We start from the raw sequence: 25,809 nt of genomic DNA on the forward strand, positions 1-25,809 counted from the left end.
GCAGTGATCATCCCCCAACCGATGTGGTCACCACCCACACTTCACTGCTCAATGGTGGGGTGGAACCATGCCGGTCCCTCAGTGAGGGCCTGCTTGATCCGGAACAGGGCGAACTCCTTGAGCTCCGGCAGCGCGTCGGCGGCGAACCAGCCCACCTCCAGCGACTCCTCGTCGTTGACCCGCGCCTCTCCGCCCACGGCACGGCAGCGGAAGGTGATGTCCATGTACTGGCAGGTGTCGCCGTTGGGATACGTGACCGGCTTGCGCAGCGCCTGAACGAGCACGACCCGGTCCGCGACACAGCGCACCGCGGTCTCCTCGTACACCTCGCGCACCGCGGCGACCGCCGGCTGCTCCCCCGGCTCGGGAATCCCGCCGATGATGGACCACTTGCCGGTGTCGGCGCGTCTCCCCAGCAGCACCCGGCCCTTGTCGTCGAAGACGACCGCGCTGACGCCCGGCAGCAGGAGCAGTTGATGACCGGCGCTGGCCCGGAGCTCGCGGATGAAGTCAGGGGTTGGCATGCGCTCGACCCTGACCGGCGTCCGCCGTGCCCTGCGCCGCCTTCCGTGCCCGCCGCGCCCGGACCGCCGGGACCAGGACCCAGCCCAGACCGCCCAGCGCCACCAGCACCAGGGCCCGCTCCGGCCAGGTCCCCATCCGGGTCGCCGGAGTGAGCGAGGAGCGCAGCGGCACCTTCGCGACCAGCGCGTCGGGCGTGAACATCCTGGTCCGCTGGACGATCTTCCCGTCCGGCATGATCACCGCACTGACGCCGCTGGTGACAGGGACGACCACGGAACGCCCGTGCTCGACGGCCCGCACCCGCGACATCGCCAGCTGCTGATACGTCATCTCGGTGCGCCCGAACGTGGCGTTGTTGCTCGGTACGGAGATCAGCTGGGCGCCGTGCGTGACCGTGGCCCGCGCCGCGTCGTCGAAGGCCGCCTCGAAGCAGGTGACCATGCCGACCTTGGTGCCCGCCAGGTCGAAGACACCGACCCTGTGGCCGGGGCCGAAGTCGCGTCGTACCCGGTCGACGTCCGAGCTGAAGAGCCGTACGAAGGGCCGCATGGGGATGTACTCGCCGAACGGCTGCACATGACGCTTGTCGTACGTGTCCACCGGCCCGCGGGCCGGGTCCCACTCGATCAGCGTGTTGCGGAGCTTGCCGGTTTCGGGGGTGACCACAGCGCCGACGACGGTCGGCACGCCGATCGCCTTCACCGCGTCGTTGATGACGATCCGCGCGTCGGGATTGCGGTACGGGTCGAGGTCCGAGGAGTTCTCCGGCCACAGCACGAAGTCCGGCTTGGCCACCTTGCCCGCCTTCACGTCCGCGGCGAGCTGCAGGGTGCGACGGGCGTGGTTGTCGAGGACCGCGCGGCGCTGGTCGTTGAAGTCGAGCCCCAGGCGCGGCACATTGCCCTGGATCGCGGCGACCGTCGCGGTGCCGTCCTCGGCGGAGTCGTCGACGAGCGGCAGGGCGGCGAGCGCCGCGGTGACCGGAACGAGCACGGTCAGGAGCGCAGCGGCCGCGGCGCGGCGCGGCAGCTCACCGGTGCGCCGGTACCTGCGGACACGCCGGGCCGTCTCGTACAGCCCGAAGCCGCACAGCACGACCGCGAAACCGAGCAGCGGCGTCCCGCCGAGTGCCGCGAGCGGCAGGAAGAAGCCGTCCGCCTGGCCGAAGGCGATCTTGCCCCAGGGGAAGCCGCCGAACGGCACCCGCGCGCGGGCCGCCTCGCCCAGGATCCAGACCGCGGCAGCCCATACCGGCCACCCGGGCAGCCGGGTCACCGCGGCGATGCCCATGCAGGCGAGCGCGACGAAGAACGCTTCCGCAGCGGCCAGCGCGATCCACGGAATCGGGCCGACCTCCTCGCCGGTCCAGACGAGCAGCGGCAGCAGAAACCCGAGACCGGTGAGAAAGCCGAGACCGAGCGCGGGCCGCAGCCGCCGTCCGTACAGCGTCCAGCCCAGCAGTGCGAAAGCGAACGGCACCAGCCACCACAGGGGCCGCGGCGGGAAGCTCAGAAAGAGCAGCACACCGGACAGCGCGGCGGCACCCGGCCGTACGAGCCGGCGCAGCAGAGATCGGCCTGCGGCGGGGGCGGCCTGTGTGGTGTCGGCGGAGGTCATGGTGGTGCTCACCCGCCGGAGTCTACGGCGGCATGCTGTGCCCGCGGCAGTCCGGTCGGCCCCGCCTCCGGTGATAGGTGAGGCAACGTTCCTGCGCAACCCATCCACAAACACCCGTCTCTGCCGTTACCGTGTGCGCCAGTCCCTGCCTCCCGACCCGGTTCGGCTGTTGCGGCAGGGCCCGTCACAGGTCGGGGGGTCGACGGGATGGCTGCACCGGACGGCCGGTCCGCGGCACAGGAGCGCGGCAGAGCGACCGACGTTGCCGGCGTCGTCGTCCTCAGCGGGTGCGCCGTGTGGTCGCTGATCAGCGCCGCGGGGCGGGAAGCCAGGCCCGAGGGTGTGCTGCTCGCGGTGTTCGCCGTGGCCGCGGGGTACGCCTGCGGCCGTATCTGCGGCACGCTGCTGCCGGTCGCCGCGGCGTCGGCCACGGCGCTCGCCGCGCTCGGTCTGGCGATCGCTTCTCGGCAGGGCGTGCCCGGTGGGAACGTGGGCGCGGCCACCCAGCCCGGGCACACGGGTGCGGGAGCCGCGCTGTTGGTCCTCGCCGCGGGCGCGGCCTGCTGCGCCGCCTCGGCCGCTCGTCCGCCCGCCCTGCGTCTGTGCCTGCGTCTGCTTGCGCCGGCCGTCGCGTGCACCGCGCTGGCGCTCGGATCGGTGGTGGGGTTCGCGGCCGCGCTCGGCGTGCTTCTCTGCTCGCTCGCGGCGGTACGGATGCGCCGGCGGACCCTCGCGCTCAGCGGCCTGGCCCTCGCCACCGGTCTGGTCGTGGCCGTGTCGTGGGGGATCGCCGAGGACGCCCTGCCGACCGGGCTCACGGTCTCGCTGGAGGGCCAGTTGACGCAGAACCGGGTGGCGCTGTGGCAGGACGCGGTCGCTCTCGCCAAGGAGGAACCGGTACGGGGCGTGGGTCCCGATCGCTTCGGCAAGCTGAGCGCCACGGCGCAGCAGTCCCTGGGCTCGGACGGCAAACCGCACTCGGCCTCGCTGCAGCAGGCGGCCGAGCAGGGTGTCGTGGGGGTGGCACTGCTGGCGGCGGCGTTCGGCTGGATGCTCTACGGCCTGCTGCGCTCGCCGCGCTCCACGCCGGTGGTCCTGAGCGCGGGCGCGGCACTGGCGGCGCTGGCGGTCCTGGCGAGCGTGGGCAACGCGCTGAGCTTCGCGCCCGTGACGGCGGGCGCGGGGCTGCTGGCGGGTCTCGCAACGGCGCGCGTGGCGGGCGAGGGAGCGGCGGAAGCTTCCCGGCACATGACCCACCAGGTGGACAGTCGCGCGCTGTAACGGTTGTACGAGTGGCAGCGCCGCGATCCGTGGCGGTCAGGGCAAACCACTCGCCTCCCGACAACCTGGCCACACCCCCACGAAGTGACGCCGCAGTCGAGCGCCGGCTACGACCCCGGGGCTGACCGTCGCCTACGCCTTCGCCGGCCTGCCGGCTCCCGTCAGGCCCAGGCGGGCCCGGATCGCCTTCACCGCCGCCTCCGCGTCGTCCACCGTCACCGTGAAGATCCTGCCGTCGCCCAGCGTGACGACCACGCCCTCACCGCGGCGTACCACCACGGCCGTGCCCTGCTCCGGGCGCCAGCGATAGCCCCAGCCGCCCCACTGGCAGGGGGTCACCTTGGGTGCGAACTCCGCATCCACCACATGGGACAGCGGGATCCGCCGCCGCGGCAGGCCGATGTGGCCGCAGCGCACCTCGACGCAGTCGCTGTCGACCTTGACCGACACATGGACGAAGGCGAGGGTCCCGTACAGCATCATCAGGCCCACCGCGATGAGACCGATCACTGACATCAGCACCGGGGCGGTGCCCGAGCCCCATGTGGAGTCGACGGCCAGTTCGACGGCGAGCGCGATGCACGCAGCGCCCGCCGCGGCGAGCAACCACTGAATGCGGTTTGTCGCACGGCCTGTCCAGATGGCGGGCAGAGGCTCTGCCATGTGCCCCGGGTCGCGGGAGTGGTCCATCATGCCTAGCAGAGTACTCAAACGGTGACCGCGTGGCATGCCCTCAGTGCGTGGTGGTCACTGCCTGTAGCAGCAGGCCTTCTTCGTAGCTGAGTGCCTGCTCGGGCAGGGCGGAATCGCGGCCGCTGAGCAGCACCGTGAGGCGGTTGCTGGGCGCTGCGTCGGGGGCGGGCTGCTCACCGATTCGGCGTAGTGCCTGCGCGGCGACCGCTTCCGCCGAGCCGTGCAGGACAACGGGGTGCCCGACCGCGGCCCGGATGCGTTCGGCGACCAGCTCGTAATGGGTGCAGCCCAGGACGACGGCCCTTACGTCCCCGGGCGTCAGGGCGGCCGCTGCCGCCACTGCCCGGTCGATGGCGCTCTCGTCCGCCCACTGCACCGCGTCCGCGAGCCCCGGGCAGGGCACCTCGGTGACGGCGACCGAGTCGGCGAAGTCCCGGATGAGTCCGCGCTGGTACGGGCTGCCGGTAGTGGCGGGCGTGGCCCAGATCGCGACGGGGCCGCCGGCTGCCGAGGCCGGTTTGATCGCCGGGACCGTGCCGATGACCGGGATCGCGGGCTCCAACTCGGCGCGCAGCGCGGGAAGCGCATGCACCGACGCGGTGTTGCAGGCGACGATCAGCGCGTCGGGCCGGTGCTCGGCTGCCGCCCTCGCCGCGGCGAGCGCGCGCCGGGTGACATCCTCCGCGGTACGCGGCCCCCAGGGCATGCCGTCGGGGTCGGAGGAGATGACGAGATCCGCGTCCGGCCGCAGCCGACGTACCGCGGCGGCCGCCGCAAGCAGGCCGATTCCGGAGTCCATGAGCGCGATCTTCACCCGGTCACCATAGTCGACTGCCCTTGCGGCACTGGCGGGGTGGGGCAGACTGCGGCGAATGAGCGTCGTTGCCTGGACCGCTGTGGGATCACTGGCCGCATGGGGGTGGCTGCTGCTCGGGCAGGGCTATTTCTGGCGTACGGACCAGCGGCTGCCCCGCCGCGAGGCCCCCGGCACCTGGCCGGATGTCGCCGTCATCGTGCCCGCCCGGGACGAGGCGGAGGTGCTGCCGGTCAGCCTGCCCTCGCTGCTGGCGCAGGACTACCCCGGCCGCGCGGAGATCTTGCTGGTCGACGACGGCAGTACGGACGGCACGGGCGAGCTGGCACGGGCCCTGGCCGCCCAGCAGCACGGCGGGCTGCCGCTGCGTGTGGTCTCACCCGGCGAGCCGGAACCCGGCTGGACCGGAAAGCTCTGGGCGCTGCGGCACGGCATCACGCTGGCGAGAGCGCGCGAGCCCGAGTATCTGCTGCTGACCGACGCCGATATCGCGCACGCGCCGGACAGTCTGCGTGAGTTGGTGGCCGCTGCCCGCACCAACGGCCTCGATCTGGTCTCCCAGATGGCGCGGCTGCGGGTCGCCGGCGGATGGGAGCGGCTGATCGTGCCCGCATTCGTCTACTTCTTCTCGCAGCTCTACCCCTTCCGATGGGTCAACCGCCCGGGGGCACGGACGACGGCCGCCGCGGGCGGCTGCGTCCTGTTGCGCGCGCAGGCGGCCGAGCGGGCGGGCGTGCCGGACTCGATCCGGCAGGCGGTGATCGACGATGTGTCGCTGGCGCGGGCCGTGCAGCGCTCGGGCGGCCGGATCTGGCTGGGGCTGGCGGACGGGGTGGACAGCGTGCGGCCGTATCCGCGGCTGGCGGACCTGTGGCGGATGGTGTCGCGCAGCGCGTACGCCCAACTGCTGCACAGTCCCCTGCTGCTGGCCGGGACCGTGGTGGGGCTCGCGCTGGTGTATCTCGCGCCGCCCGTGGCCGCGTGCGTCGGCGTGCTCGGGAACGACGCGGCCGCCGGCTGGGCCGGGGGCCTGGCGTGGGCGGTGATGACGGGGACGTACCTGCCGATGCTGCGCTACTACCGGCAGCCGCTGCTGCTCGCGCCCCTGCTGCCCTTCACCGCGCTCCTCTATCTGCTGATGACCGTCGATTCGGCGATCCAGCACTACCGCGGGCGCGGCGCAGCCTGGAAGGGGCGTACGTACGCCCGTCCGCAGGCCACGCCGGATCGGTGACCTGCCCAACGAGCGTTACTTCCTGCCGGGCGTCCAGTTCATGCCCCAGCCGTACGCGTAGTCGATGGTGCGCTGCGGGCTCACGCCGCGCTCCGGGACCAGGAAGCGGGCCTCCCGCTGCACCACGAGATCCGAGCCGGTGTTGGTGATCAGCGCGAGCGCGCAGACGGTCGACGGCACGGTGCACTCGCCGAGCGAGAAGTCGATCGGTGCGCCGTGCTGCGGCTGGAGCGTCACCGTCGCGTCCAGATCGGCGAAGCTGCGCGCGCCCTCATAGATGGTCACGAAGATGACGACCCGGCGGAGTCGGTCCTTGTGGTCCAGGTTGATGGTGAGGTTCTCGCCGGATGTGCCGCCGGTGCGGTCGTCGCCGTCGAGATGGATGTACGGGGGCTGGTGGAGCGCGCCGAAGGCATTGCCGAGGGCCTGGACCACGCCCTTGCGCCCGTCGGTCAGTTCGTACAGGGCGCACAGATCGAGGTCGAGGTCGCCGTGCATGGCGACGGCGCGGCCCAGCTTGGCGCCCCAGCCCTGGAACTGCTTGCGCACCTGCCAGCTCAGATTGACGCGCATGGCGCCCGAGGTGCCGCCCTGCTTGGTGAGGGAGACGGACGGGGTGTCCTTCGTCAGCGTCACCTTGGTGAGCCGTACGGGAGTGGAGGGCGGGGCCGGCGGCGGCGGGGCAGTCACCGGAGGTGCCACGGGCGCAGGCGGCGTCACCGCAGCGGGCGGGACAGGGGCAGACGGCGCAACCGGGGCAGGAGCCGGGGCGGGGGTCCGCTGCGGCTCGTCGACCGTGATGCCGTAGTCCGTCGCCAGGCCCTCGAGTCCACTGCTGTAGCCCTGCCCCACCGCGCGGAACTTCCAGGCGCCCTGCCGCCGGTACAGCTCGCCCAGTACAAAGGCGGTCTCCACCGTCGCGTCCTGGCTGTCGTACCGCGCGATCTCTCCGCCCGAGACCGCGTCAAGCACCTTGATATGGAGTCCGGGCACCTGCCCGAAGCTGCCGCCGTCGGCCGAAGCAGCCAGCACGATCCTCTCGATCGCGGGCTCCACGCGCTCGAGATCGACCCACACCTGGTCACTCACACCGTCCGGCGCGGTCCGCTTCCCCTCGTGGCGCACGGCTCCCGAGGCGTGCGCCGGCTGGTTGTAGAAGACGAAGTCCGCGTCCGAGCGGACCTTTCCCGACGCGAGGAGGAGCGCCGAGGCATCGACGTCCGGCACGCCGGGCCCTGAATGCCAGCCCAATTCGACGCGAACCTGCTGCGCCGGCACCGGAGTATTGGCTCCTTTAAGCATGGACATGCTCGCCCCCATCGCGAGTCGGGGTGCCTGAAAGTTCATCTCCGCCAACCTAACGCCCAAGGCGCCTCAGCTGCCCGGGCCGACCCGTGGGTAACCCGCTCTCAGCTTGCCCTTTACAGGATCGATGCACTGCCCGGCGACCGTTTTTCCCAGATTCGCTCGCATTGGGGATCCGTCGTCACTCGCATCTACCGAAACAACCCTCTTATCGGGCTCCCCAACCAGCACATCGTGGGCTTAACTTATGTGCCATGACGTCCCCCCGCGCCACCTACGGCGGCGGTTACTACTCCGCGCCGTCGTTCCCCGACACCCCCATCTACGACTCCCTGGTCGCGGAGCGGGGCACGCCTCAGATCGCCCCGATCCGAGTGCCTTCCGCGTACGACACCGGCAGCAGCTACACCACCAACAGCTACCTGCCGGCGCTCCCCGCGGCGCTGCCCGCCCTGCCGGCAGCACCCACACCGCCTTCCGCCTACGGCTACGGCTACCCGCAGCAGATGCAGCAGCCCGTCCCGCTGCAGCATGCGCCCGCGCCGTACATCCCCCAGCAAGGGGCCTCCGTCCCGCGCGGGTACCCGGGACCCCAGCCCATGCCGCAGCAGCGTCCGATGACCACCGGATACGAGGCGATGCGCCCGGCGGCCGCCCGCCCCGCGCCGGCGCCCGCTCCTTACGAGGACCCGTACAACCGCCCGTACCAGGGCAGGGGGTACTAGCCCGTACCAGAGCAGGGGTACTGGCCCCTTCCTGACTCCACCCGTCCTCAAGCGTTACTGCTGCCCCTCGGGAACCCTGCGTGGCTGCGGATGCGTTGGACAGTTCGCGGGGGAACGACGCGGGCGGGTGGCAGGGGTGACTTTGCTCTCTCTTCGTGCCACCCGCACATGTGCCGTTCCGTACAGGGCTATTACGGGACGGGGAAGGGGGTGCGGGAAGTGCGAGCAGCCGCGGGAGTCTGGCGCTGGCGCCACAATCCTCTGCGCCGTGCGACCGATCTCTTGGAAGCGTGGCTTGCGCTGGTCGCCGCTGTGCTCCTGGTGACCGCGGCTCCGGCGTTCGGCTGGCTGAGCGGCAGCCTGACCGACGAATCGCTGCGCCAGTCGGTACGGATCCAGCGCCAGCAGCGTCATCCGGTCACCGCGACGGTGCTGAGACCGGCAGCGGAGCCCAAGCCCTCGGCGTACGATCCGGAGTCCGCCGCCGCCCGGGACAAGCGCCGTCCGATCCTCGCGAAGTGGACGGCGGTGGACGGCAGTCGGCACACCGGCACGGTCTCCACCGTGCTGCGCACCATGCGGCCCGGCGACACGTTCACCGTCTGGACCGACCGGTCCGGCCGCCTGGTGACCCGGCCGATGGACTTCGCGACCGCCCGGGCGCACGCCGTCCTCGCGGGGATCGGCGCGACGCTCTCCTTCGCCGGGCTCGTGGAAGGCGCCAGACGGCTGGTGGTCTGGCGGCTCGTCCGGCGCAGATACGCGCGCCTGGACCGGGCGTGGGCCGCGGCGGGGCCCGACTGGGGCCGCGCAGGCGCAGGCAGCTGACCCTTCCCGACTCGTCAACTCCCGCTCGTCGCGCGCGCTACGGTGGTGCGACCCCCTCGGGGGTTGGGTCCCGAGCGGTCGGACGGGGCCGAGGGTGCGTCCCCCTCAGAGGCGCGGCGGAGCAGTATCACGAGGTGGGGGCAGAGCAGCACGATGGCACAGGGCACGGTCCAGGTGACGCACACCGGCACCTCGCGGTGGCGGCGCCGCACAGGTGAGTACCCCTCACTCGCCGCCGCCCTGGAGGCCGCGGGCGACGGCGACATCCTCACCGTCGCCCCGGGGACGTACCGCGAGAATCTCGTCGTCCAGCGGGCGGTCACCCTGCGCGGTTCCGAGGGCGCGGCCGGCTCGGTGCGCATCGCGCCCGCCGACGGTGTGCCGCTGACCGTGCGCGCCTCCGCCACCGTCCAGGACCTCCAGGTGGAGGGGCAGGACGCTGCCGCGCCCGCGCTGCTGGTGGAGGACGGCACCCCCGAGCTGATCGATCTGCGTATCGTCACCCGCTCCGCGGCCGGTGTCGAGGTGCGCGGCGCGGCCCGGCCCACCGTCCGCCGCTGCACCGTCGACAATCCGGCCGGCGTCGGCATCGCCGTACTGGACGGCGCCGGCGGGGTGTTCGAGGAGTGCGAGGTCGTCTCGGCCGGCCGGTCGGGCGTCTCCGTGCGCGGTGGCGCGCATCCGAGGCTGGAGCGCTGCCGGGTGCACCACGCGGCGGGCGCGGGCCTGAGCGTCACCGGCGAGGGCAGCGGCCTGGAGGCGATCGGCTGCGAGGTGTACGAGATCAACGGCACCGGCGTCCAGATCGCCTCGCGGGCGGCGGCCCATCTCACCGACTCCACCGTGCACCGCACTTCGGCCGACGGCGTCACCCTCGACACCGACGCCGTGCTCACGCTCTCCGACTGCGACATCCACGACATCCCGGAGAACGCGATCGACCTGCGCTCCCGGTCCGTGCTCACGCTCACCCGTTCCACGGTGCGCCGCTTCGGCCGCAACGGTCTGTCCGTGTGGGACCCGGGCACGCGGGTGGACGCCAACCAGTGCGAGATCCAGGACAGTACGGGCGACTATCCGGCGGTCTGGGTGAGCGACGGGGCGACTGCCGTCCTCGACTCGTGCCGCATCCACGATGTGCCGGACGCCCTGTTCGTGCTCGACCGCGGTTCGCGCGCCGACGTCGTTGACAGCGATCTCTCCCAGGTCCGCAACACGGCGGTGTCGGTGAGCGACGGGGCGACGGCGCAGCTGGACGACTGCCGGATCAGGGAGGCATCCACCGGCGCCTGGTTCCGTGACCACGGCAGCGGCGGCACGCTGAACGGCTGCACCATCGACGCCGCGCAGACCGGGGTGATCGTGACCAAGGGCGCGGATCCGGTGATCGAGCGGTGCACGGTCACCTCGCCCGCCGAGGCGGGCTTCTATGTCTCCGCCGAGGGCCGCGGCACCTTCCGCGGCTGCCGCGTCACGGGCAGCGGAGGCTATGGCTTCCATGTGATGGACGGCTGCCGCACCACGCTGAGCCGGTGCCGCACCGAGCGCTGTGCCCGCGGCGGTTACGAGTTCGCCGAGTCGGACGGTGTGGTCGTCGAGGACTGCACCAGTGACGAGAGCGCCGTAAGGCCGGTGGCTGAGCAGCAGACGACTGTGCTGACCGCGACCGAGTCCCCGGAGCGGCTCACCGCGGTGCCCGCACCGACCGCGGCCGAGGCGCCGCCTGCCGAGCCCGTACGCACCTCCGTCGCCGTTCTCGGCGAACTGGACGCGCTGGTCGGCCTGGACAGCGTCAAGCGCGAGGTCCGCACGCTCACCAACATGATCGAGGTGGGCAGGCGCCGTCAGGAGGCGGGGCTGAAGGCCGCGTCCGTGCGCAGGCATCTGGTGTTCACCGGCTCCCCCGGCACCGGCAAGACGACCGTGGCTCGGCTGTACGGCGAAATCCTGGCCTCGCTCGGAGTGCTGGAGCGCGGCCATCTCGTCGAAGTCTCCAGGGTCGACCTGGTCGGCGAGCACATCGGCTCCACGGCGATCCGCACCCAGGGGGCGTTCGACCGGGCGCGCGGCGGTGTGCTGTTCATCGACGAGGCGTACGCCCTGTCCCCCGAGGACTCGGGGCGGGACTTCGGCAAGGAAGCCATCGACACGCTGGTGAAGCTGATGGAGGACCACCGGGACGCGGTGGTGGTGATCGTCGCCGGGTACACCGCGGAGATGGAACGGTTCCTGTCCGTCAACCCCGGTGTGGCATCCCGGTTCTCACGGACCATCACCTTCAGCGACTATGTGCCCGAGGAGCTGCTGCGGATCGTGGAGCAGCAGGCCGAGGAGCATGAGTACCGGCTGGGCACGGGCACCGGTGAGGCGCTGCTGAAGTACTTCACCGCGCTGCCCAAGGGGCCCGCCTTCGGCAATGGCCGCACCGCCCGGCAGACCTTTGAGTCGATGGTCGAGCGGCACGCGGGCCGGGTCGCCGAGCTCGCCGACGCGAACACCGACGACCTGACCCTGCTCTATCCGGACGATCTTCCCGAACTGCCCTGAGCCTGACGGGGAACGGCCGGTGTGAGCCGGTCGAGGAGCTCCCGCCGTGCGGTGGCGAACACCGGATCGGCCTGGTACTCGGAGTGCCCGAGGATGGGCTCGGGCAGCGGATGCTTTTCCGAACGCCCGTAGACCACAGGGTCTTTGAGTGCGTCATGGTCCACGTCGGGGTGTTCGCCCGCGGCCGGGACCAGCACCGGCCCGCCGATCGGGTCGGTGCGCCGCCACAGATTGCGCCAGCAGTGCACCTGGCTGCCCAGTTCGCGCAGCGCGAGCGGTCCGAAGTAGGCGGGGAACCAGCGGCCGTAGAGCCGCTCCAGCGGTGATCCGTAGGTCAGCAGCGCGACCCGTCGCCGGGTGGCGGCGGGCAGCTGCCAGACGGCGGCCGCCGCCAGCACACTGCCTTGTGAGTGGCCGGAGATGACGAGCCGTCCGCCGGTGCGTCCGGTCCAGGTGCACATCCGCCAGGTGAGGTCGGGGACGGCACGCTCGGCGTAGCAGGGCGGCGCGAAGGGGTGTGCGGCCCGCGGCCAGAAGGTGCCGACGTCCCAGAGGATGCCGATGGTGCGCCGGGCCGAGGCGTCGCGGTAGGCGCGGCGGCCCCAGGTCACGAACAGTATGAAACCGAAGCCGATCAGCCAGGAGCCCAGCGACTGGGCGGTCTCGGCAACGGATTCGACGAGGCCGTGGCGCTCGCCGAACGCCTTGCCCGGCACCTCGCCGCTCGCCCATGCCCCGGCGACGGCGCCCGCGCCGAGGAGCAGCGTGGCGCCGGAGACGATGCCGACGATCCAGGGGGCGGCGTCGGTGAGGGCGGCCCGGGCCTGGGTGCCCGCTATCCGCCGGGTGCGGACTTCGTCGCGACGGCCCTCGTCGTAGTCCGCCTCGACCGGACCGGCGAGCCGGCGGGCGGCCAGCCAGGTCCGTACACCGAGGACGAGAGCGGGGACGAACAGGACGATCAGCAGTACGGGAATGACCGAGGCCTGCCAGCTGAGCAGCACCGGAGGCCCGATGATGGCCGCTTCCCCGTCCATGCCGGGGGTTCCGGGGCCGTCCAGCCAGTCGGCGACCCGCTGGGCGACGCCACCGGTCATCACCCCGCCCAGGGCGCAGGCGAGCATCGCGACGGCGGGCCCGCCGAGGCCGGACATGGCGGTACGGGGGTGGCGCTCCCGGCGGTGCAGGACGCACGCGACGACGGCGAGGGCGACGACCAGGGCGCCCTGGCCGAGGGCGATGACGCGGAAGGTGACATCGCCGGGAAGGGTTGCGGTGGATGCCCAGCCGGGGCGGGACCAGGAGGCGTACAGCAGCGACAGGGCGAGCAGCAGGAGGGCGCCGGCGGGCAGATAGCGGACGGCTGCGCGATCGAGGCGGGCGTCGATCCGCTTCTCGCTGCGGCCCCTGCGGAAGACGACCCACAGCACGGCGAGCAGCACCACGACGAGTGCCGTCTCCAACAGGAGGCCGCAGACGTTCAGCGGTGTGCTTGCGGCTCTGCGGTCGTGGCGCGCGGCGGCACCGGTGACCGCCGCGGCGACCGTGAGAAACCCGGCGGCGGTGTGCGCGGCGCGCAGCCGGGCGACGAGCCGGCGGCCGTACCAGAAACCGGGCCTGCCGAGCGCGGGCCGCACGACGGGCTGCGTCGGTCCCGAGCCCTCCTCGTCCTCCTCCAGCCCCTCGTCGCCCTCGTCCTCGCCGGTCGGCGGCCGCTGGGACTCGTATGCGCTCCAGGTGCGGTTGGAGAGGTACCACAGCAGGCCCACCAGGGCGGCGGGCACCACCGAGGCGAGCGCGAGGCGGCGGCCCGGCTGGGACCACCAGCCGCCCCGGGCGCTGGACAGAAAGCCCAGCCAGGACCGCTCCCGGGTGCAGTCGGGCGAGCCCGCGCACTGCCAGGCCACCAGGTCGAGCGCGACCTCGCAGGCGGCGGCCGTCAGCAGCACGGTGAGGCTGAGTGCGACGAGCCGCACCAGCACTCCGTACAGCCGGGTCGTCCTCCTGCGGCCCTTGGCACGCGGGCGCATCCAGTGCGCCAGGTTGGCCACCATGAAGGGAAGTAACAGCAGCCACAGGGCCCGGGCGCCGTTGCCCGAGGTTAAGTTGGACCAGCAGTAGGCCTCGGGGATGGGCCGGTCCTCGTACCGCTCGGGGTGGCTCTCGGCGTGCTCGTCGTCGGTGCGCCGGAACACGGCGGCCTTCTCGTCACCGGTGATCCGGACCGTACGGGGATCGCCGAGCATGTCCTGCGGGGTGGCCCCGCCGACGCCGTGGACCAGCAGTTCCAGCGCCGGTCCTCCGCTCTGCGGGACCGGGGTGTCAGGGGACACTTCAGGGGGCTCGCTCTCTCGATGGGAGGATCGGCCGGTGCGCGGCCGCGCGGCGGTTCGGGACAAGAATCCCGGATCGTGGCAGTTCACCGCACGGCTCTCACGGAATCTCCCCGAGCGGGACCGGGCCGACCGGCCCGTGCGAGGATGAGCAGCCTTGGCCACGGCGGTGTACGACGACGGCGGTGTACGACGACATGGAAGGACCGGCCCCGGCAGTGACCGACAACCAGAACCTGCTCGCGGAGCAGCGGCGCGCCCTGATCCTCGACGAGGTGCGCAGGCGTGGCGGGGTGCGGGTCAATGAGCTCACCCGCAAGCTGAATGTCTCCGACATGACAGTGCGCCGGGATCTGGACGCGCTGGCCCGGCAGGGGGTCATCGAGAAGGTTCACGGCGGCGCGGTGCCGGTGGTCGAGGCGAGCACGCACGAGCCGGGGTTCGAGGCCAAGTCGGCGCTCGAGCTGAGCGCCAAGGAGGACATCGCGCGGGCGGCGGCGCAGATGGCGGTGCCCGGCAGTGCGATCGCGCTGTCCGGCGGCACCACGACGTATGCGCTGGCGCACCATCTGCTGGAGGTTCCGGATCTGACGGTGGTCACCAACTCGGTGCGGGTCGCCGATGTGTTCCACGCGGCGCAGCGGGCGGGTGCGGCGGGCGGTCAGCGGCCCGGCGCGGCCACGGTGGTCCTCACCGGAGGTGTGCGTACCCCGTCCGACTCACTGGTGGGACCGGTGGCCGACCAGGCGATCCGCTCGCTGCACTTCGATGTGCTCTTCCTCGGGGTGCACGGCATCTCGGTGGAGGCCGGGCTCTCCACACCGAATCTCGCGGAGGCCGAGACGAACCGCCGTTTCGTCCAGGCCGCGCGACGGGTCGTGGTGGTCGCCGACCACACCAAGTGGGGGACGGTGGGTCTGAGTTCGTTCGCGCGGCTTGCCGACGTGGACACGCTCGTGACGGACGCAGGTCTGTCGGCCGAGGCGCGCGAGGAGATCGCCGAGCATCTGCCGGGTCTTGTGGTGGCGGGCGGCGGCGAGGACGCCGGCGGCCAGGACGGCTGAGCGGGTGACCGCCTTCCGGCTCACGCGTGCCGTCACACTGCCGGCGGGCGAGGCCTGGCTGCGGGTGACCGACTGGCAGGGGCACACCGCTCAGGTGCCGTTGACGAGGGTGTCGCATCTGACGCCGGGGCCCACGCGGGTGGGCACGGTGTTCGTGGCGCGCTCGGGTTTTGGCCGGCTCGGCTTCGACGACCCGATGGAGGTCGTGCACTGGGCGCCGCCCGAGCAGGGCAGGACGGGACGCTGCCGACTGCACAAGCACGGCCGGGTGATCAGGGGCTGGGCGGAGATCGAGGTGCACCCGGAGGGTTCGGGCGCGGTGGTGGTCTGGGTGGAGGAACTGCGTATCCGCTTCGTACCCCGGTTGCTGGACCCGCTGGTCCGCCGGGTGGCACGGCTGGTGTTCGGCCGCGCCCTCGACGGACTGCTCGGGCGGGGCTGAGGCCACCGGCAGACAACTGACGGCCCCTCAGCTATGGTGTGCGGGCCCACCACCCCTTTCAGCCGGAGGTACGGTCCCATGGCACGCCGACTGCGCCCCGTGGAGCTCGACTTCACCGAGTCCGCGCCGCTGCGACTGGTCTTCGCGGCCGAGGTGTCGGCCTCGCCGCCCGCCGTGTACGAAGCCCTCGCGGATGTTGCGGGCTGGACGTCCTGGTTCGGCGCGGTCGCTGCCGCGACGCCCACCCACCAGGGCGCGGGCCGCGAGATAACGCTCAGGGGCGGGGTGCGCTTCGGCGAGACGATACTCGCCACGGACCCCGGCGAGCGGTATGCGTACCGCGTCGACGAGACCAACGCCCCCGGCCTGCGGGCCCTGTTGGAGGAGTGGCGGCTCACTCCCACAGTTGCCGGCACCCGGGTGCAGTGGACGTTTGCGACGGACGCCCCGACGCCGATGCGCCTGGTGCTGAAGCTGGGCCGAGCGGGCCTGGCCGCCTCCTTCCGTGGCGCCGTGCGCAAACTGGACCGGCGGCTCGCGGCAGCCTAGCCAGGCCAGACCCCGGTCGCCAGGAGCTGCTCGATCGCCGCCGTGTACGGCGCGATGTCCAGTCCCTGTTCGTCCAGCCAGGCGTCGGAGTAGTACTTGTCGAGGTAGCGGTCGCCCGGGTCGCACAGGAGCGTGACCACGCTGCCCCTGCGCCCGTCGGCCACCATCTCGGCAATGATCTTCAGCGCGCTCCAGAGTCCGGTGCCGGTGGAGCCGCCCGCCTTGCGGCCGATGGCCGCATCCAGGGCGCGTACGGCGGCGACGCTCGCCGCGTCGGGCACCTTCATCATCCGGTCGATGGCACCGGGCACGAAGCTCGGCTCCATCCGGGGCCGGCCGATGCCCTCGATACGGGAGCCGCAGTCGCTGCTCGCGCCCGGATCGTGGCGGGTCCAGCCGTCGAAGAAACAGGAGTTCTCCGGATCGGGGACGCAGATACGGGTGTCGTGCTGCATGTAGTGCACATAGCGGGCGATGGTCGCCGAGGTGCCGCCGGTGCCGGCCGTCGCGACGATCCACGCGGGCTCGGGATAGCGCTCCAACTTCAGCTGCTGGTAGATCGATTCGGCGATGTTGTTGTTGCCGCGCCAGTCGGTGGCCCGCTCGGCATAGGTGAACTGGTCCATGTAGTGGCCGCCGGTACGCTCCGCGAGCGCCGCCGACTCCTCGTACATCTTGCGTGAGTCGTCCACGAAGTGGCACTGCCCGCCGTGGAATTCGATCAGCCGGATCTTCTCCTGGCTGGTGGTGCGCGGCATCACCGCGATGAACGGCACTCCGATCAGCTTGGAGAAGTACGCCTCGGAGACGGCCGTCGAGCCGCTGGAGGCCTCTATGACGGGCTTGCCCGGCCGGATCCAGCCATTGCAGAGGCCGTAGAGGAACAACGACCGCGCGAGGCGGTGCTTGAGGCTTCCCGTCGGATGGGTGGACTCGTCCTTGAGGTAGAGGTCGATCCCCCACTGCTCGGGCAGCGGGAAGCGCAGCAGATGCGTGTCGGCGGACCGGTTGGCGTCGGCCTGGACCTTGCGCACCGCTTCCTTGAGCCAGGCCCGGTACTCCGGATCGCTGCGGTCCACATCGGCGGTGGCCGTAGCCTCGCCCGCCACTGGTTTCCCACTCGTGCTCATGCGCGCCGTTCCTCAACTCGTCGAATCCGTTCCCCTCCTGCCACAGTAAGCCCCTCACCTGCACAAACGTTCACTTTGGGCATCCATAGGGGTTACTTGCAGGCTGGGACTTGCCCGGGCAAGGCCACACGCACTGGTGCACCTGCCCCAAGTTGTGCAGACTGCCAGCAGGAAACGGTGCGAAGGGGGCGGAGGGGCGATGGGGATGGCAGAACCCGAATTCAGCGCTACGGGCGTGCGGATCGAGCGGTGGCCGCGGTCGCTCACCAAGGCCGGACAGGTGCTGATCAAGGACGGCAGGCTGGCCCTGCTCACCAGCTATGGCCGGGTGATCGAGAGTGCCCCCGTACAGGCGGTCAGGGCCGGCAAGCCCTGGTTCGCCGATGAGGCGAGCACGGTGGCGACGGTCAACGGCAAGCGGTACCGGCTCACCATGGGGCAGCGCGGCCGCAGGCCGGACGCCCGGCTGCTGGCCGGACGCTTCTTGGAGGCGGTGCGCGGCGCCGGCGCCAGGAGCTGAGAGTAACAGCCCGAGTGCTGCGAGTTGCGGGACCGAGGTGGTTGGTTCACGCTTGTCTCACATCACTCAGGGTGCACCGGCGGTGACGCTGTGATCCAGCCCGCCGGACAAATCAGCAGATAGCCAACTGCTGGATCCGATCCTTCGTCTTCTTCCGGACCTCATTCGGGGAGTCGCAGCCGTGATCAGCCAGCCAAGCAGGCACTGCACGGTGGAGCTCCAGGCCCTGCCGTCGCGGATCGGTCAGGTCCGCAGAATCATCTCGGCGCAATTGCGCTACTGGCATCTCGATCCTCTGATCGACCAAGCAGCGCTCGGCGTCACCGAGTTGCTGTCCAATGTCCACCGGCACGCCGAGCCGGACAAGATGTGCACCGTGGAGATCGAGCTGCTGCTCGACCGGCTCACGGTCTCGGTGCACGACCACGATCCACGTCTGCCGACCGTACGGGACTCGGATCTGCAGGCGACCTCCGGCCGCGGGCTCGGGCTGATCGCAGCCGTGAGCGAGAGCTGGGGCGTACGGCCCAAGGGCGACACCGGGAAGATCGTCTGGTTCACGCTCTCGGCGGCACCCGCACCGACCGTGTCCCTGCCGCCGTATCCGATGGTGTACGCGTCGTCGGCGGACGGGCCCCTGGGCGGTTCCCAGGACGGGCACCCCCGCGCTCACGACGCGACGCGCAAGCCCGCCGCCACCCGGTCGGCCGTCGCAGGCTGACCGGGCGGCGCCCCGGCGCCCATGACGGTCGGGTACTACGCGGCGGCGGCGCTGAGGGCCAGGTACTACGAGGCGCCCATGACAGCCCGGTACTACTCGGTGGCAATGGCGCGCAGTACGTCCAGGCGCCCGGCACGGCGGGCGGGCCGCCAGCCCGCGACCGCCCCGGCGACCAGGCCGACGAGCGCGACCACCAGGAGCTGCACCGGCGGTACGGCGAACGCGAACGCGGTGTCGCCCGTGCCCTCGGAAGCCTTGACGAGCACCCAGCCGAGCAGTCCGCCCAGCGCCAGACCGCCCGCCGTGCCGAACGCGGCGACGAGCACCGACTCGTAGCGCACCATGGAGCGCAGCTGACGGCGCGTCTGTCCGACGGCACGCAACAGGCCGAGTTCCCTGGTGCGTTCGTGGATCGCGAGCGTGAGCGTGTTGGCGATGCCGAGCAGTGCGATCACCACGGCGAGCGCGAGCAGGGCGTAGACCAGGGTGAGCATCATGTCGATGGCTCCGGCCGCGGTCTGCGCGTACTCGTCACGGGTCTGCACCTCGGGATTGCCGTACGCCGCCGCGGTCTTCTCTACCGCTGCCTTGCCGTCGGCGCTCGACACACCGTCCTTGAAGCCGACCGAGATCAGGGTGTCGGAGTCCTGTCCGCGGTGCGGGGCCCAGGCCTCGCGGGTGATGACATAGTCGCCCGCCAGCTGAGACTGCTCGAAGACGGCGCGGACCGTGAAGGTCTGCTTCTTCCCGTCGGTGAAGGCGAGTTCGGCGGTGGAGCCGGGCTGCCAGCCCCGCCTGTCCGCCTCGGTGTCCGCGACGGCCATGCCGTTCGTGCCGAGCCCGTCGAGCGAGCCCTGCACGGTGCCCAGGTCGAATGCCCTGCCGAGCGCGACCGGGTCGGTGACGGTCAGCGGGCGCCCCGCGCCGTCGACCTCCGCGACGCCCTTCCCGAGGCCGACCGCGGTCGCCACCTCCGGCTGTGCGGCGATGGCCGGGGCGAGCTTCGGGCTCAGCCCGCTGCCGCCCGCGCCGAACGCCGGCACGCTGACGGCCACATCGCCCGCGAAGGACCGGGAGACCGTCTGGTCCATGGTCGCCTTCAGCGAGGCACCGAAGACGGTGAACAAGGAGACGACGGCGACACCGATCATCAGCGCCGTCGCGGTGGCGGCGGTGCGCTTGGGGCTGCGCAGTGCGTTGCGCTTGGCGAGGCTGCCCGAGACGCCCCGCAGCCGGTCCAGCGGCCCGCCCAGGATCCGTACGGCATACGAGGAGGCGACCGGACCGAGCACCACGAAGGCGGCCAGGGCCAGCACCGCACCCGCGGCGGCGAGCCAGAGGGACGGACTCGCGACGACTCCGGCCAGGATGATGCCGATTCCGGCCAGGGCGACGCCCGTTCCGACGTACGCGCGCTTCCTCGACGCCGCCGACTGGTCCACCGCCGTCTCGCGCAGCGCGGCCAGCGGTGCGGTGCGCCCGGCCCTTACGGCGGGCATCAGCGCGGAGCCGAGGCAGACGAGCACGCCGACGGCGAGCGGCAGCAGCAGCGAGACACCGCTGATCACCAGGCCGCCCTGCGGGAAGGGGAATCCGATGACCGGGAAGAGCGCACGCAGTCCGGCTGCGATCCCGACGCCGCCCAGCAGACCGGCGGCGGACGCGGCAAGTGCGACGACGGCCGCCTCGGCGAGCGTCGAGCCGACGATCTGACGGCGGGAGGCGCCGAGCGCGCGCAGCAGCGCGTTCTCGCGGGTGCGCTGGGCGATGACGATCGCGAAGGTGTTGTAGATGGAGAAGGTCGCGACCAGCAGCACGATGCCGGAGAAGACCAGCAGCAACGTGGTGAACAGATTCAGGAACTGACCGGAGATCATGTCCTGGTTCTCTTCGGTCGACTGCTGTCCGGTGATCACCTCGACTCCCTTGGGGAGTACGGGTGTCAGCGCGTCCACGAGTTCCTGCTGGCTGGTGCCCGGTCCGGCCCGGACCTGGATGGACGCCGCCTCGCCGGGCTTGGGGGTGAGGTACTTCTCGGCGTCGGCCAGGGTCATTCCGGTGAAGGTGACCTGTCCCATGGCGTCCTCGCCGCCGAAGGTGGCAAGACCGACCACGGTGACCCGCACCGGGTCGGGAGTGCGGAGCACAGTACGGTCGCCGATCTTCAGCCCGCCCTTGTCGGCGGCGCCGCGGTTGACGACGACCTCACCGCTGTTTGCCGGGGCCCGGCCTTCGGCGAGCCGGTACGGGTTGAGCTCCGGATCGTCGATCCAGTTGCCGGCGAGGGTGGGCGGGCCCTGACCGCCGACGGGCTTGCCGCCCGCGCCGACGAGCTGTCCCGCGCCCTGGATGTTGGGCACCGCGGAGGCGACACCCGCCGTCTTCTCGATCCGGGTGACAAGATCCGTCTGCACCGGACGGCGGGTGCCCTGGCCCTCACCGGACACCGTGACGACGTTCGAGCTGCGCACGACGGCGTCCGTGCCGCCGGTGGCGCCGGCGAACATCGTGTCGAAGCTGCCGCGCAGGGTGTCGCCCATGATGAGCGTGCCGGCGAGGAAGGCCACGCCGAGCAGTACGGCGGTGAAGGTGCCGGCGAAGCGCCGCTTGTGGGCGCGCAGCGAGTTGAGGCTGATGCTTCCCCTCGCTTTCGCTGGGGAGACCCCACGCGACGCACGGCTGCCGCTCATGTCGTCGCCCCCTTGGTGCCGGAGGCGTCGAAGGCCTTCAGCCGGTCGAGCACACGATCGGCGGTGGGGGCCTCCATCCGGTCGACGAGCCGTCCGTCGGCGAGGAAGACGACCTCGTCGGCGTGGGCGGCCGCGACCGGGTCATGGGTGACCATCACGACCGTACGGGCCGTCTGGCGCACCGTGCGGCCGAGCAGCCGCAGCACCTCCTCGCCCGAACGGGAGTCGAGGTTGCCGGTCGGCTCGTCGGCGAAGACGACATCGGGCCGGCCGGCGAAGGCGCGGGCCACGGCGACGCGCTGCTGCTGGCCACCGGAGAGCTCGCCCGGCCGGTGGTGCAGCCGGTCGCGGAGCCCGACCGTGTCGACGAGGGCCTCCAGCCACTCACGGTCGGCCCGCTCCCCTGCCAGGTCGATGGGGAGCGTGATGTTCTCGGCGACGGTGAGGGTGGGGATGAGGTTGAATGCCTGGAAGACGAAGCCGATGCGGTCGCGCCGCAGCAGGGTGAGTCCCCGGTCGTCGAGAGCGCTGAGGTCGGTGTCGCCGATGAGGGCGGAGCCCGAGGTGAGGGTGTCGAGCCCGGCGGCACAGTGCATCAGCGTGGACTTGCCGGAGCCCGAGGGCCCCATGATCGCGGTGAAGCGGCCGACCGGGAAGTCGACGCTCACCCCGTCCAGGGCCCTCACTTCGGTGTCGCCCCTGCCGTAGACCTTCACGGCGTCGACGACCCGGGCCGCGGCCCGGGTGCTGACGGCGGTGGTGGTCACACTGCACCGCCCTTGCCCGTACGGCCGAACTGCTCGTCCAGGACGGACAGTCGGCGCCAGTACTCGTCCTCGTCGATCTCACCTGCGGCGAAACGGCGGCCGAGCAACGCGATCGGCGACTGCTCGCCGGGCGTCGGGCGCGGTCCCGGCCATGGGCCGCGGCGGCTGCGCCACACGCCGGTGCGGCGCAGCGTGGTGACAACGCCGACGACGACGGCCGCCCAGATCAGCGGGAAGAGCAGGATCCACGGGCCGGGCCCGTCCGCGTACGCCAGGGTGTTCATCTGAGTCAGCTCCTCGGTGGCGATGGTGGGTTCCTTGTCGCTTCCGAGGCTGCCGCCCGGAGGTGGCCGAAGTCGTCGTACGGCCAGCGGCAGTGCGCGTACCACCCCGGGAGTACGCACGGCTTTCCCGGCTGCTCCCGAAGGCTTCCCTGCCCCCTGCCAACCCCGCCATGGATTCTGTACCTACTAGTATGTACAGTGACGTCATGAGCACACCCGAGCGGCTGATCGAAGCCACCCGCGAGCTGCTGTGGGAGCGCGGCTATGTGGGCACCAGCCCCAAGGCGATCCAAGAGCAGGCCGGCGCCGGCCAGGGCAGCATGTACCACCACTTCGCCGGCAAGCCCGATCTGGCGCTGGCGGCGATCCGGCGCACGGCCGAGGAGATGCGCGCGAGTGCCGAAGCCGTCCTGGGCGGTGACGGCACGGCGTACGAGCGGATCAGCGCATATCTGCTGCGTGAGCGCGATGTGCTGCGCGGCTGCCCGGTCGGGCGGCTGACGATGGACCCGGAGGTCATCGCGAACCACGAGCTGCGCGCCCCGGTCGACGAGACCCTCGACTGGCTGCGCGGACGGCTGGCCGGGATCGTCCAGGAGGGCCGGGAGCGCGGCGAGTTGAGCGCCGCGCTGGTGCCCGCCGAGATCGCGGCGACGATCGTCGCGACCGTGCAGGGCGGCTATGTGCTGGCCCGCGCGTCCGGCTCGGCCACCGCCTTCGACGCGGGCGTCCGCGGGCTGCTCGCGCTGCTCACTCCCTGTACCGATTCCCCGTAGCGGAACGGAGCACCACATGCATGCCATGCAGTACGAGGTCACGCTGCCCGCCGACTATGACATGGAGATCATCCGCCGTCGGGTCGCGACAAAGGGGCATCTCCTCGACGACTTCCCCGGCCTCGGCCTCAAGGCCTATCTGATGCGCGAGCGCGCGGGCGGCTCGCCGGTGAATCAGTACGCGCCGTTCTACCTGTGGGCCGCCCCCGAAGGCATGAACAGCTTTCTGTGGGGGCCCGGATTCCAGGGCATCGTCCATGACTTCGGGCGTCCCGTCGTACAGCACTGGACGGGACTGGCGTACGAGGAGGGGCCTGCGGCCGGGGCCGTGCCGCGGGCCGCCACGCGGCGGCGGGTGCGGATACCGGAGAAGGAACGTCCTGCGCTCGCCGTGGAGCAGGCGCTCGCGGCGCATCGACAGCTGGCGTGCGCGGACGGGGTGGTCGCTGCCGCCGTCGCCGTCGATCCCCGGCACTGGGAGTTGCTGCACTTCGCACTGTGGGCCGAGGACGCGCCCGAGGCGATCGGTGACGTTTTCCAGGTGCTGCATCTGTCCGCCCCGCAGCGTGCGGAACTCGCGCGCGGCCGGCAGTGGTGAGCCACGGCCGCACGGTCCTTGGGGGATGTACCCGCGACCGGTTGGGCTTCCCAGGGGGCCTAGGCGAGGCTTTCCGGCTTGCGTTTCAGCCGTCGCCGTAGGCGCTCTTCGTGGTAAATGCGTCCCACCAACGCACCCCCGTAGACGACCACTCCGACGCCGACGAGCCAGGACTGGATGACCAGCACGGTCCCGAACGGGCCGAAGGTGACGGCGTTCGATGCGATCAGCGGCGAGAAGACGAGCTGCGAGAAGACCCGCAGGCCGAGCATGCCCAGGGCCGTGGCGACCGACCCGGGCAGCAGGGCGCGCCAGCGGACCCGGCCGCCGAGCAGCACGCGCTGGGAGAGCCAGAAGAACAGGATGGTGCCGAGCAGGTCGCCGAGGGCGCCGAACACCGTGGCCGCGGGGGAGTCCGCCGGCAGGGGCGTGCTGACGAAGGCCAGGAGAGCGGCGACGAGCAGGGCGAGCCAGACGACGTGCCGCCACATGGTGTGCCAGCGGGCGGTCGTCAGGTCCCAGACCTTCTCGTAACCGGTCTGCACGGCCGAGCCGAACGTCAGGCCGAAGACGGCGAGCGCGGCGAGACCGAACGCGGTCGTGCGCTGCAGCACCTCCACCGGCCCGCCGAACAGCCGCTCCACCTCATCCTGGGACGCCTGCGAGACCCCCAGCGCCTGGCCCAGCCAGCGGGCGAAGCCCTGTCCGCTCGCCGGGTCCGCCGCCGCCACGACGATCAGCAGGGGGACCAGGGTCAGAAAGCCCAGTGCGGCGAAGCCCATGGCGCGGTGCATCAGTTCCAGTTCGCGTCCCCGGTACCAGGCGAGCCCGAGGGGCGACGCGAGGATCTTGCGGCGCAGTTCCTGGAACCGGTGCGGATGGTCGGCCGCGCCGGAGGGCTCGTGGGTCATAGGTCGTCGACTACCCGTTCGTGTGCCGTGAGGCGTCCATCGTCCCCCCGGACGGGTGTCCCCGCCTGCCGGGACGCCGGGGAGCGGAGGCTTCTCCTCGTCTCCGCTCATGGCGTCGTCGTCTGTGATCCGGTTCTGCCGGAGAACAGTCCGCATGGGCCATCTCCGCTGTCGTACGGGTGCCGCGGTCCACCGCTTCCCGGCCACCCTACGACCCTGCGGTGCCGTCAGCCGAGTGCGGCCAGTGGATCGTCGAGTACCGGCTGCCACGCCAACTCGGCTGCTCCTACGAGGCTGTTGTGATCCAGCGTGCAGGCCAGGATCGGCACCCCGCCGCTGCGTCCCCACAGGCTGCGGTCGGCGACCACGGCACGCAGTCGCTCGGGGTCGGCCTCGAGCAGCTCGCGGTGCAGCCCGCCCAGGATGATGCGGTCGGGGTTGAGGATGTTGACGAGCCCGGCGAGCCCGAGGCCGAGCCGGTCGATGAGCTCCTCGCCCGCGGTACGCACCGACGGGTCGTCGTACTCCGTACGCAGCAGCTCACGGGACTGCTGGAGCAGCGAGACCTCGGGGCCGGGGTCGCGGCCCGCGGCGGTGAGGAAGGCGAGCGGGTCGGCCTCGACATCGAGGCAGCCGCGGCTGCCGCAGTGGCAGGGGCGGCCCTCGGGGTTGACGGTGAGATGGCCGACCTCCAGGGCGAGGCCCGAACTCCCGGTGTGCAGACGGCCGTCGAGGACGAGTGCGCCGCCGACGCCGCGGTGGCCGGTGGCGACGCAGAGCAGATGCTGGGCGCCGCGACCCGCGCCGTGCCGGTGCTCGGCGAGCGCCGCGAGGTTCACGTCGTTGCCTGTGAAGGCGGGGCCCAGGATGCCCGCGGTGCGTACCCGCTCGGCGAAGATGTCGCGCACCGGAGCGCCCGCCGGCCAGGCGAGGTGCAGCGGGTTGAGGGCGGTGCCCTCCGGCTCGGCGACGGCGGACGGCACGGCGAGGCCGGCGCCGACGCAGCGACGGCCGCTCTCGCGCAGCAGTGCGGCGCCCGCGTCGACGACCTCGCCCAGCACCTGGGCCGGGTCGGCGGAGACGGTGACGCAGCCGGGTGCGGTGGCGACGGTCCGGCCGCCGAGGCCGACGAGGGCTGCGCGGAATCCGTCGGCATGCACCTGGGCGGCGAGGACGACGGGGCCCTTGTCGTCGACGGCGAGCCGGTGCGAGGGCCGGCCCTGGGAGCCTGCGGCGGCACCGGGCCTGGAGTCGACCCTGATCAGTCCGAGTGCTTCGAGCTCCGCGGCCACCGCGCCCGCGGTGGCGCGGGTGACGCCGAGCTCGGCGGTGAGCACGGCCCGGGTGGGGGCACGGCCCGTGTGAACCAGTTCCAGGGCGGGGCCGAGCGCGCCGCGGCCCCTCTCCAGCCTGTTTCTGGTGGTCGTCGCCTTGCCGTTCATGGAGGTGAGTCTC

General features: G+C 71.8%; 24 protein-coding genes. 12 read left to right on the top strand and 12 right to left on the bottom strand.

The features are described 5' to 3' along the window. Positions 1–41: 41 nt before the first annotated feature. Positions 42–524 (bottom strand): NUDIX hydrolase, encoded by a 483-nt coding sequence (locus tag ACI2LP_RS25245; protein WP_404726778.1) that lies wholly within the window; start codon positions 522–524, stop codon positions 42–44. Then, positions 511–2,154: an apolipoprotein N-acyltransferase gene (gene lnt, locus ACI2LP_RS25250; protein ID WP_404726779.1), complete on the bottom strand. Its 1,644-nt coding sequence runs from the start codon at positions 2,152–2,154 to the stop codon at positions 511–513. Before lnt ends, ACI2LP_RS25245 begins: the two co-directional genes overlap by 14 nt. 195 nt (positions 2,155–2,349) lie before the next feature. Between lnt and ACI2LP_RS25255 the strand changes: the two genes are divergently transcribed. Beyond that, entirely contained in the window at positions 2,350–3,423 is a 1,074-nt protein-coding gene (locus ACI2LP_RS25255) for an O-antigen ligase family protein (RefSeq protein ID WP_404726780.1), read from the top strand. A gap of 132 nt (positions 3,424–3,555) precedes the next feature. Here the strand turns inward: ACI2LP_RS25255 and ACI2LP_RS25260 are convergent, their stop codons facing one another. Further along, positions 3,556–4,116: a hypothetical protein gene (locus ACI2LP_RS25260; protein ID WP_404726781.1), complete on the bottom strand. Its 561-nt coding sequence runs from the start codon at positions 4,114–4,116 to the stop codon at positions 3,556–3,558. 40 nt (positions 4,117–4,156) lie between these two features. After that, on the bottom strand, positions 4,157–4,930 hold the full coding sequence (locus ACI2LP_RS25265) for a glutamate racemase (RefSeq protein WP_404726782.1): 774 nt from the start codon (positions 4,928–4,930) through the stop codon (positions 4,157–4,159). 58 nt (positions 4,931–4,988) lie between these two features. Between ACI2LP_RS25265 and ACI2LP_RS25270 the strand changes: the two genes are divergently transcribed. Then, on the top strand, positions 4,989–6,164 hold the full coding sequence (locus ACI2LP_RS25270) for a glycosyltransferase (RefSeq protein WP_404726783.1): 1,176 nt from the start codon (positions 4,989–4,991) through the stop codon (positions 6,162–6,164). 15 nt (positions 6,165–6,179) lie between these two features. Here ACI2LP_RS25270 and ACI2LP_RS25275 read toward each other — a convergent pair whose 3' ends face one another. Beyond that, on the bottom strand, positions 6,180–7,484 hold the full coding sequence (locus tag ACI2LP_RS25275) for a TerD family protein (protein WP_404727010.1): 1,305 nt from the start codon (positions 7,482–7,484) through the stop codon (positions 6,180–6,182). Positions 7,485–7,723: 239 nt separating this feature from the next. Here ACI2LP_RS25275 and ACI2LP_RS25280 point away from each other — a divergent pair, with 239 nt between their 5' ends. From ACI2LP_RS25280 to ACI2LP_RS25290, 3 genes are all read left to right on the top strand, one after another. Further along, complete coding sequence (locus ACI2LP_RS25280; RefSeq protein ID WP_404726784.1) at positions 7,724–8,194, top strand: DUF6643 family protein; 471 nt, start codon at positions 7,724–7,726, stop codon at positions 8,192–8,194. Between the two features lie 219 nt (positions 8,195–8,413). Continuing rightward, complete coding sequence (locus tag ACI2LP_RS25285; protein ID WP_404726785.1) at positions 8,414–9,022, top strand: hypothetical protein; 609 nt, start codon at positions 8,414–8,416, stop codon at positions 9,020–9,022. 153 nt (positions 9,023–9,175) lie between these two features. Beyond that, complete coding sequence (locus ACI2LP_RS25290; RefSeq protein WP_404726786.1) at positions 9,176–11,569, top strand: right-handed parallel beta-helix repeat-containing protein; 2,394 nt, start codon at positions 9,176–9,178, stop codon at positions 11,567–11,569. On the opposite strand, the gene ACI2LP_RS25295 is transcribed toward ACI2LP_RS25290, so the two are convergent. Further along, positions 11,539–13,902: a hypothetical protein gene (locus ACI2LP_RS25295; RefSeq protein ID WP_404726787.1), complete on the bottom strand. Its 2,364-nt coding sequence runs from the start codon at positions 13,900–13,902 to the stop codon at positions 11,539–11,541. The two genes, ACI2LP_RS25290 and ACI2LP_RS25295, sit on opposite strands and share 31 nt — an antisense overlap. Before the next feature lie 218 nt (positions 13,903–14,120). Here ACI2LP_RS25295 and ACI2LP_RS25300 point away from each other — a divergent pair, with 218 nt between their 5' ends. The 3 genes from ACI2LP_RS25300 (at position 14,121) to ACI2LP_RS25310 (ending at position 15,957) form a co-directional block, all read left to right on the top strand. Continuing rightward, the gene (locus tag ACI2LP_RS25300) at positions 14,121–14,966 is read left to right on the top strand and encodes a DeoR/GlpR family DNA-binding transcription regulator (protein ID WP_360875681.1); all 846 of its coding nucleotides are present in this window, start codon (positions 14,121–14,123) and stop codon (positions 14,964–14,966) included. A gap of 4 nt (positions 14,967–14,970) precedes the next feature. Further along, positions 14,971–15,408, top strand: coding sequence for an SRPBCC family protein (locus ACI2LP_RS25305; protein ID WP_404726788.1), 438 nt, complete (start codon positions 14,971–14,973; stop codon positions 15,406–15,408). A gap of 78 nt (positions 15,409–15,486) precedes the next feature. Continuing rightward, a complete protein-coding gene (locus ACI2LP_RS25310) occupies positions 15,487–15,957 on the top strand; it encodes an SRPBCC family protein (protein ID WP_404726789.1) in 471 nt (156 codons plus the stop codon). On the opposite strand, the gene ACI2LP_RS25315 is transcribed toward ACI2LP_RS25310, so the two are convergent. Further along, positions 15,954–17,087 (bottom strand): PLP-dependent cysteine synthase family protein, encoded by a 1,134-nt coding sequence (locus ACI2LP_RS25315; RefSeq protein ID WP_404726790.1) that lies wholly within the window; start codon positions 17,085–17,087, stop codon positions 15,954–15,956. The two genes, ACI2LP_RS25310 and ACI2LP_RS25315, sit on opposite strands and share 4 nt — an antisense overlap. A 199-nt stretch (positions 17,088–17,286) precedes the next feature. Between ACI2LP_RS25315 and ACI2LP_RS25320 the strand changes: the two genes are divergently transcribed. Both ACI2LP_RS25320 and ACI2LP_RS25325 read left to right on the top strand, forming a co-directional pair. Next, the gene (locus ACI2LP_RS25320; RefSeq protein ID WP_404726791.1) at positions 17,287–17,607 is read left to right on the top strand and encodes a hypothetical protein; all 321 of its coding nucleotides are present in this window, start codon (positions 17,287–17,289) and stop codon (positions 17,605–17,607) included. A gap of 181 nt (positions 17,608–17,788) precedes the next feature. Further along, positions 17,789–18,328, top strand: a complete 540-nt coding sequence (locus ACI2LP_RS25325; protein ID WP_404726792.1) for an ATP-binding protein — start codon at positions 17,789–17,791, stop codon at positions 18,326–18,328. Positions 18,329–18,420: 92 nt separating this feature from the next. Here the strand turns inward: ACI2LP_RS25325 and ACI2LP_RS25330 are convergent, their stop codons facing one another. Genes ACI2LP_RS25330 through ACI2LP_RS25340 form a run of 3 tightly spaced genes read right to left on the bottom strand, consistent with a single transcriptional unit; the run spans position 18,421 to position 22,069 of the window. Beyond that, on the bottom strand, positions 18,421–21,018 hold the full coding sequence (locus ACI2LP_RS25330; RefSeq protein WP_404726793.1) for an ABC transporter permease: 2,598 nt from the start codon (positions 21,016–21,018) through the stop codon (positions 18,421–18,423). Continuing rightward, positions 21,015–21,785, bottom strand: a complete 771-nt coding sequence (locus ACI2LP_RS25335) for an ABC transporter ATP-binding protein (protein ID WP_404726794.1) — start codon at positions 21,783–21,785, stop codon at positions 21,015–21,017. The genes ACI2LP_RS25330 and ACI2LP_RS25335 overlap by 4 nt, the downstream gene beginning before the upstream one ends. Continuing rightward, positions 21,782–22,069: an SHOCT domain-containing protein gene (locus ACI2LP_RS25340; protein WP_404727011.1), complete on the bottom strand. Its 288-nt coding sequence runs from the start codon at positions 22,067–22,069 to the stop codon at positions 21,782–21,784. The genes ACI2LP_RS25335 and ACI2LP_RS25340 overlap by 4 nt, the downstream gene beginning before the upstream one ends. Before the next feature lie 191 nt (positions 22,070–22,260). On the opposite strand from ACI2LP_RS25340, the gene ACI2LP_RS25345 reads away from it, so the two are divergent. Then, positions 22,261–22,845 (top strand): TetR/AcrR family transcriptional regulator, encoded by a 585-nt coding sequence (locus tag ACI2LP_RS25345; RefSeq protein ID WP_404726795.1) that lies wholly within the window; start codon positions 22,261–22,263, stop codon positions 22,843–22,845. A 16-nt stretch (positions 22,846–22,861) separates the two neighbouring features. Continuing rightward, the gene (locus ACI2LP_RS25350) at positions 22,862–23,443 is read left to right on the top strand and encodes a DUF4865 family protein (RefSeq protein WP_404726796.1); all 582 of its coding nucleotides are present in this window, start codon (positions 22,862–22,864) and stop codon (positions 23,441–23,443) included. A 59-nt stretch (positions 23,444–23,502) separates the two neighbouring features. Here the strand turns inward: ACI2LP_RS25350 and ACI2LP_RS25355 are convergent, their stop codons facing one another. Beyond that, positions 23,503–24,354 carry a YhjD/YihY/BrkB family envelope integrity protein gene (locus ACI2LP_RS25355; protein ID WP_404726797.1) on the bottom strand — a complete coding sequence of 284 codons (852 nt, stop codon included), beginning with the start codon at positions 24,352–24,354 and terminating at the stop codon, positions 23,503–23,505. Between the two features lie 227 nt (positions 24,355–24,581). Beyond that, complete coding sequence (locus ACI2LP_RS25360; protein WP_404726798.1) at positions 24,582–25,796, bottom strand: ROK family protein; 1,215 nt, start codon at positions 25,794–25,796, stop codon at positions 24,582–24,584. Between the last annotated feature and the right edge of the window lie 13 nt (positions 25,797–25,809).

The sequence above is a fragment of the Streptomyces sp. NPDC019890 genome, assembly GCF_044903445.1.
Classification (GTDB): Bacteria; Actinomycetota; Actinomycetes; order Streptomycetales; family Streptomycetaceae; genus Streptomyces.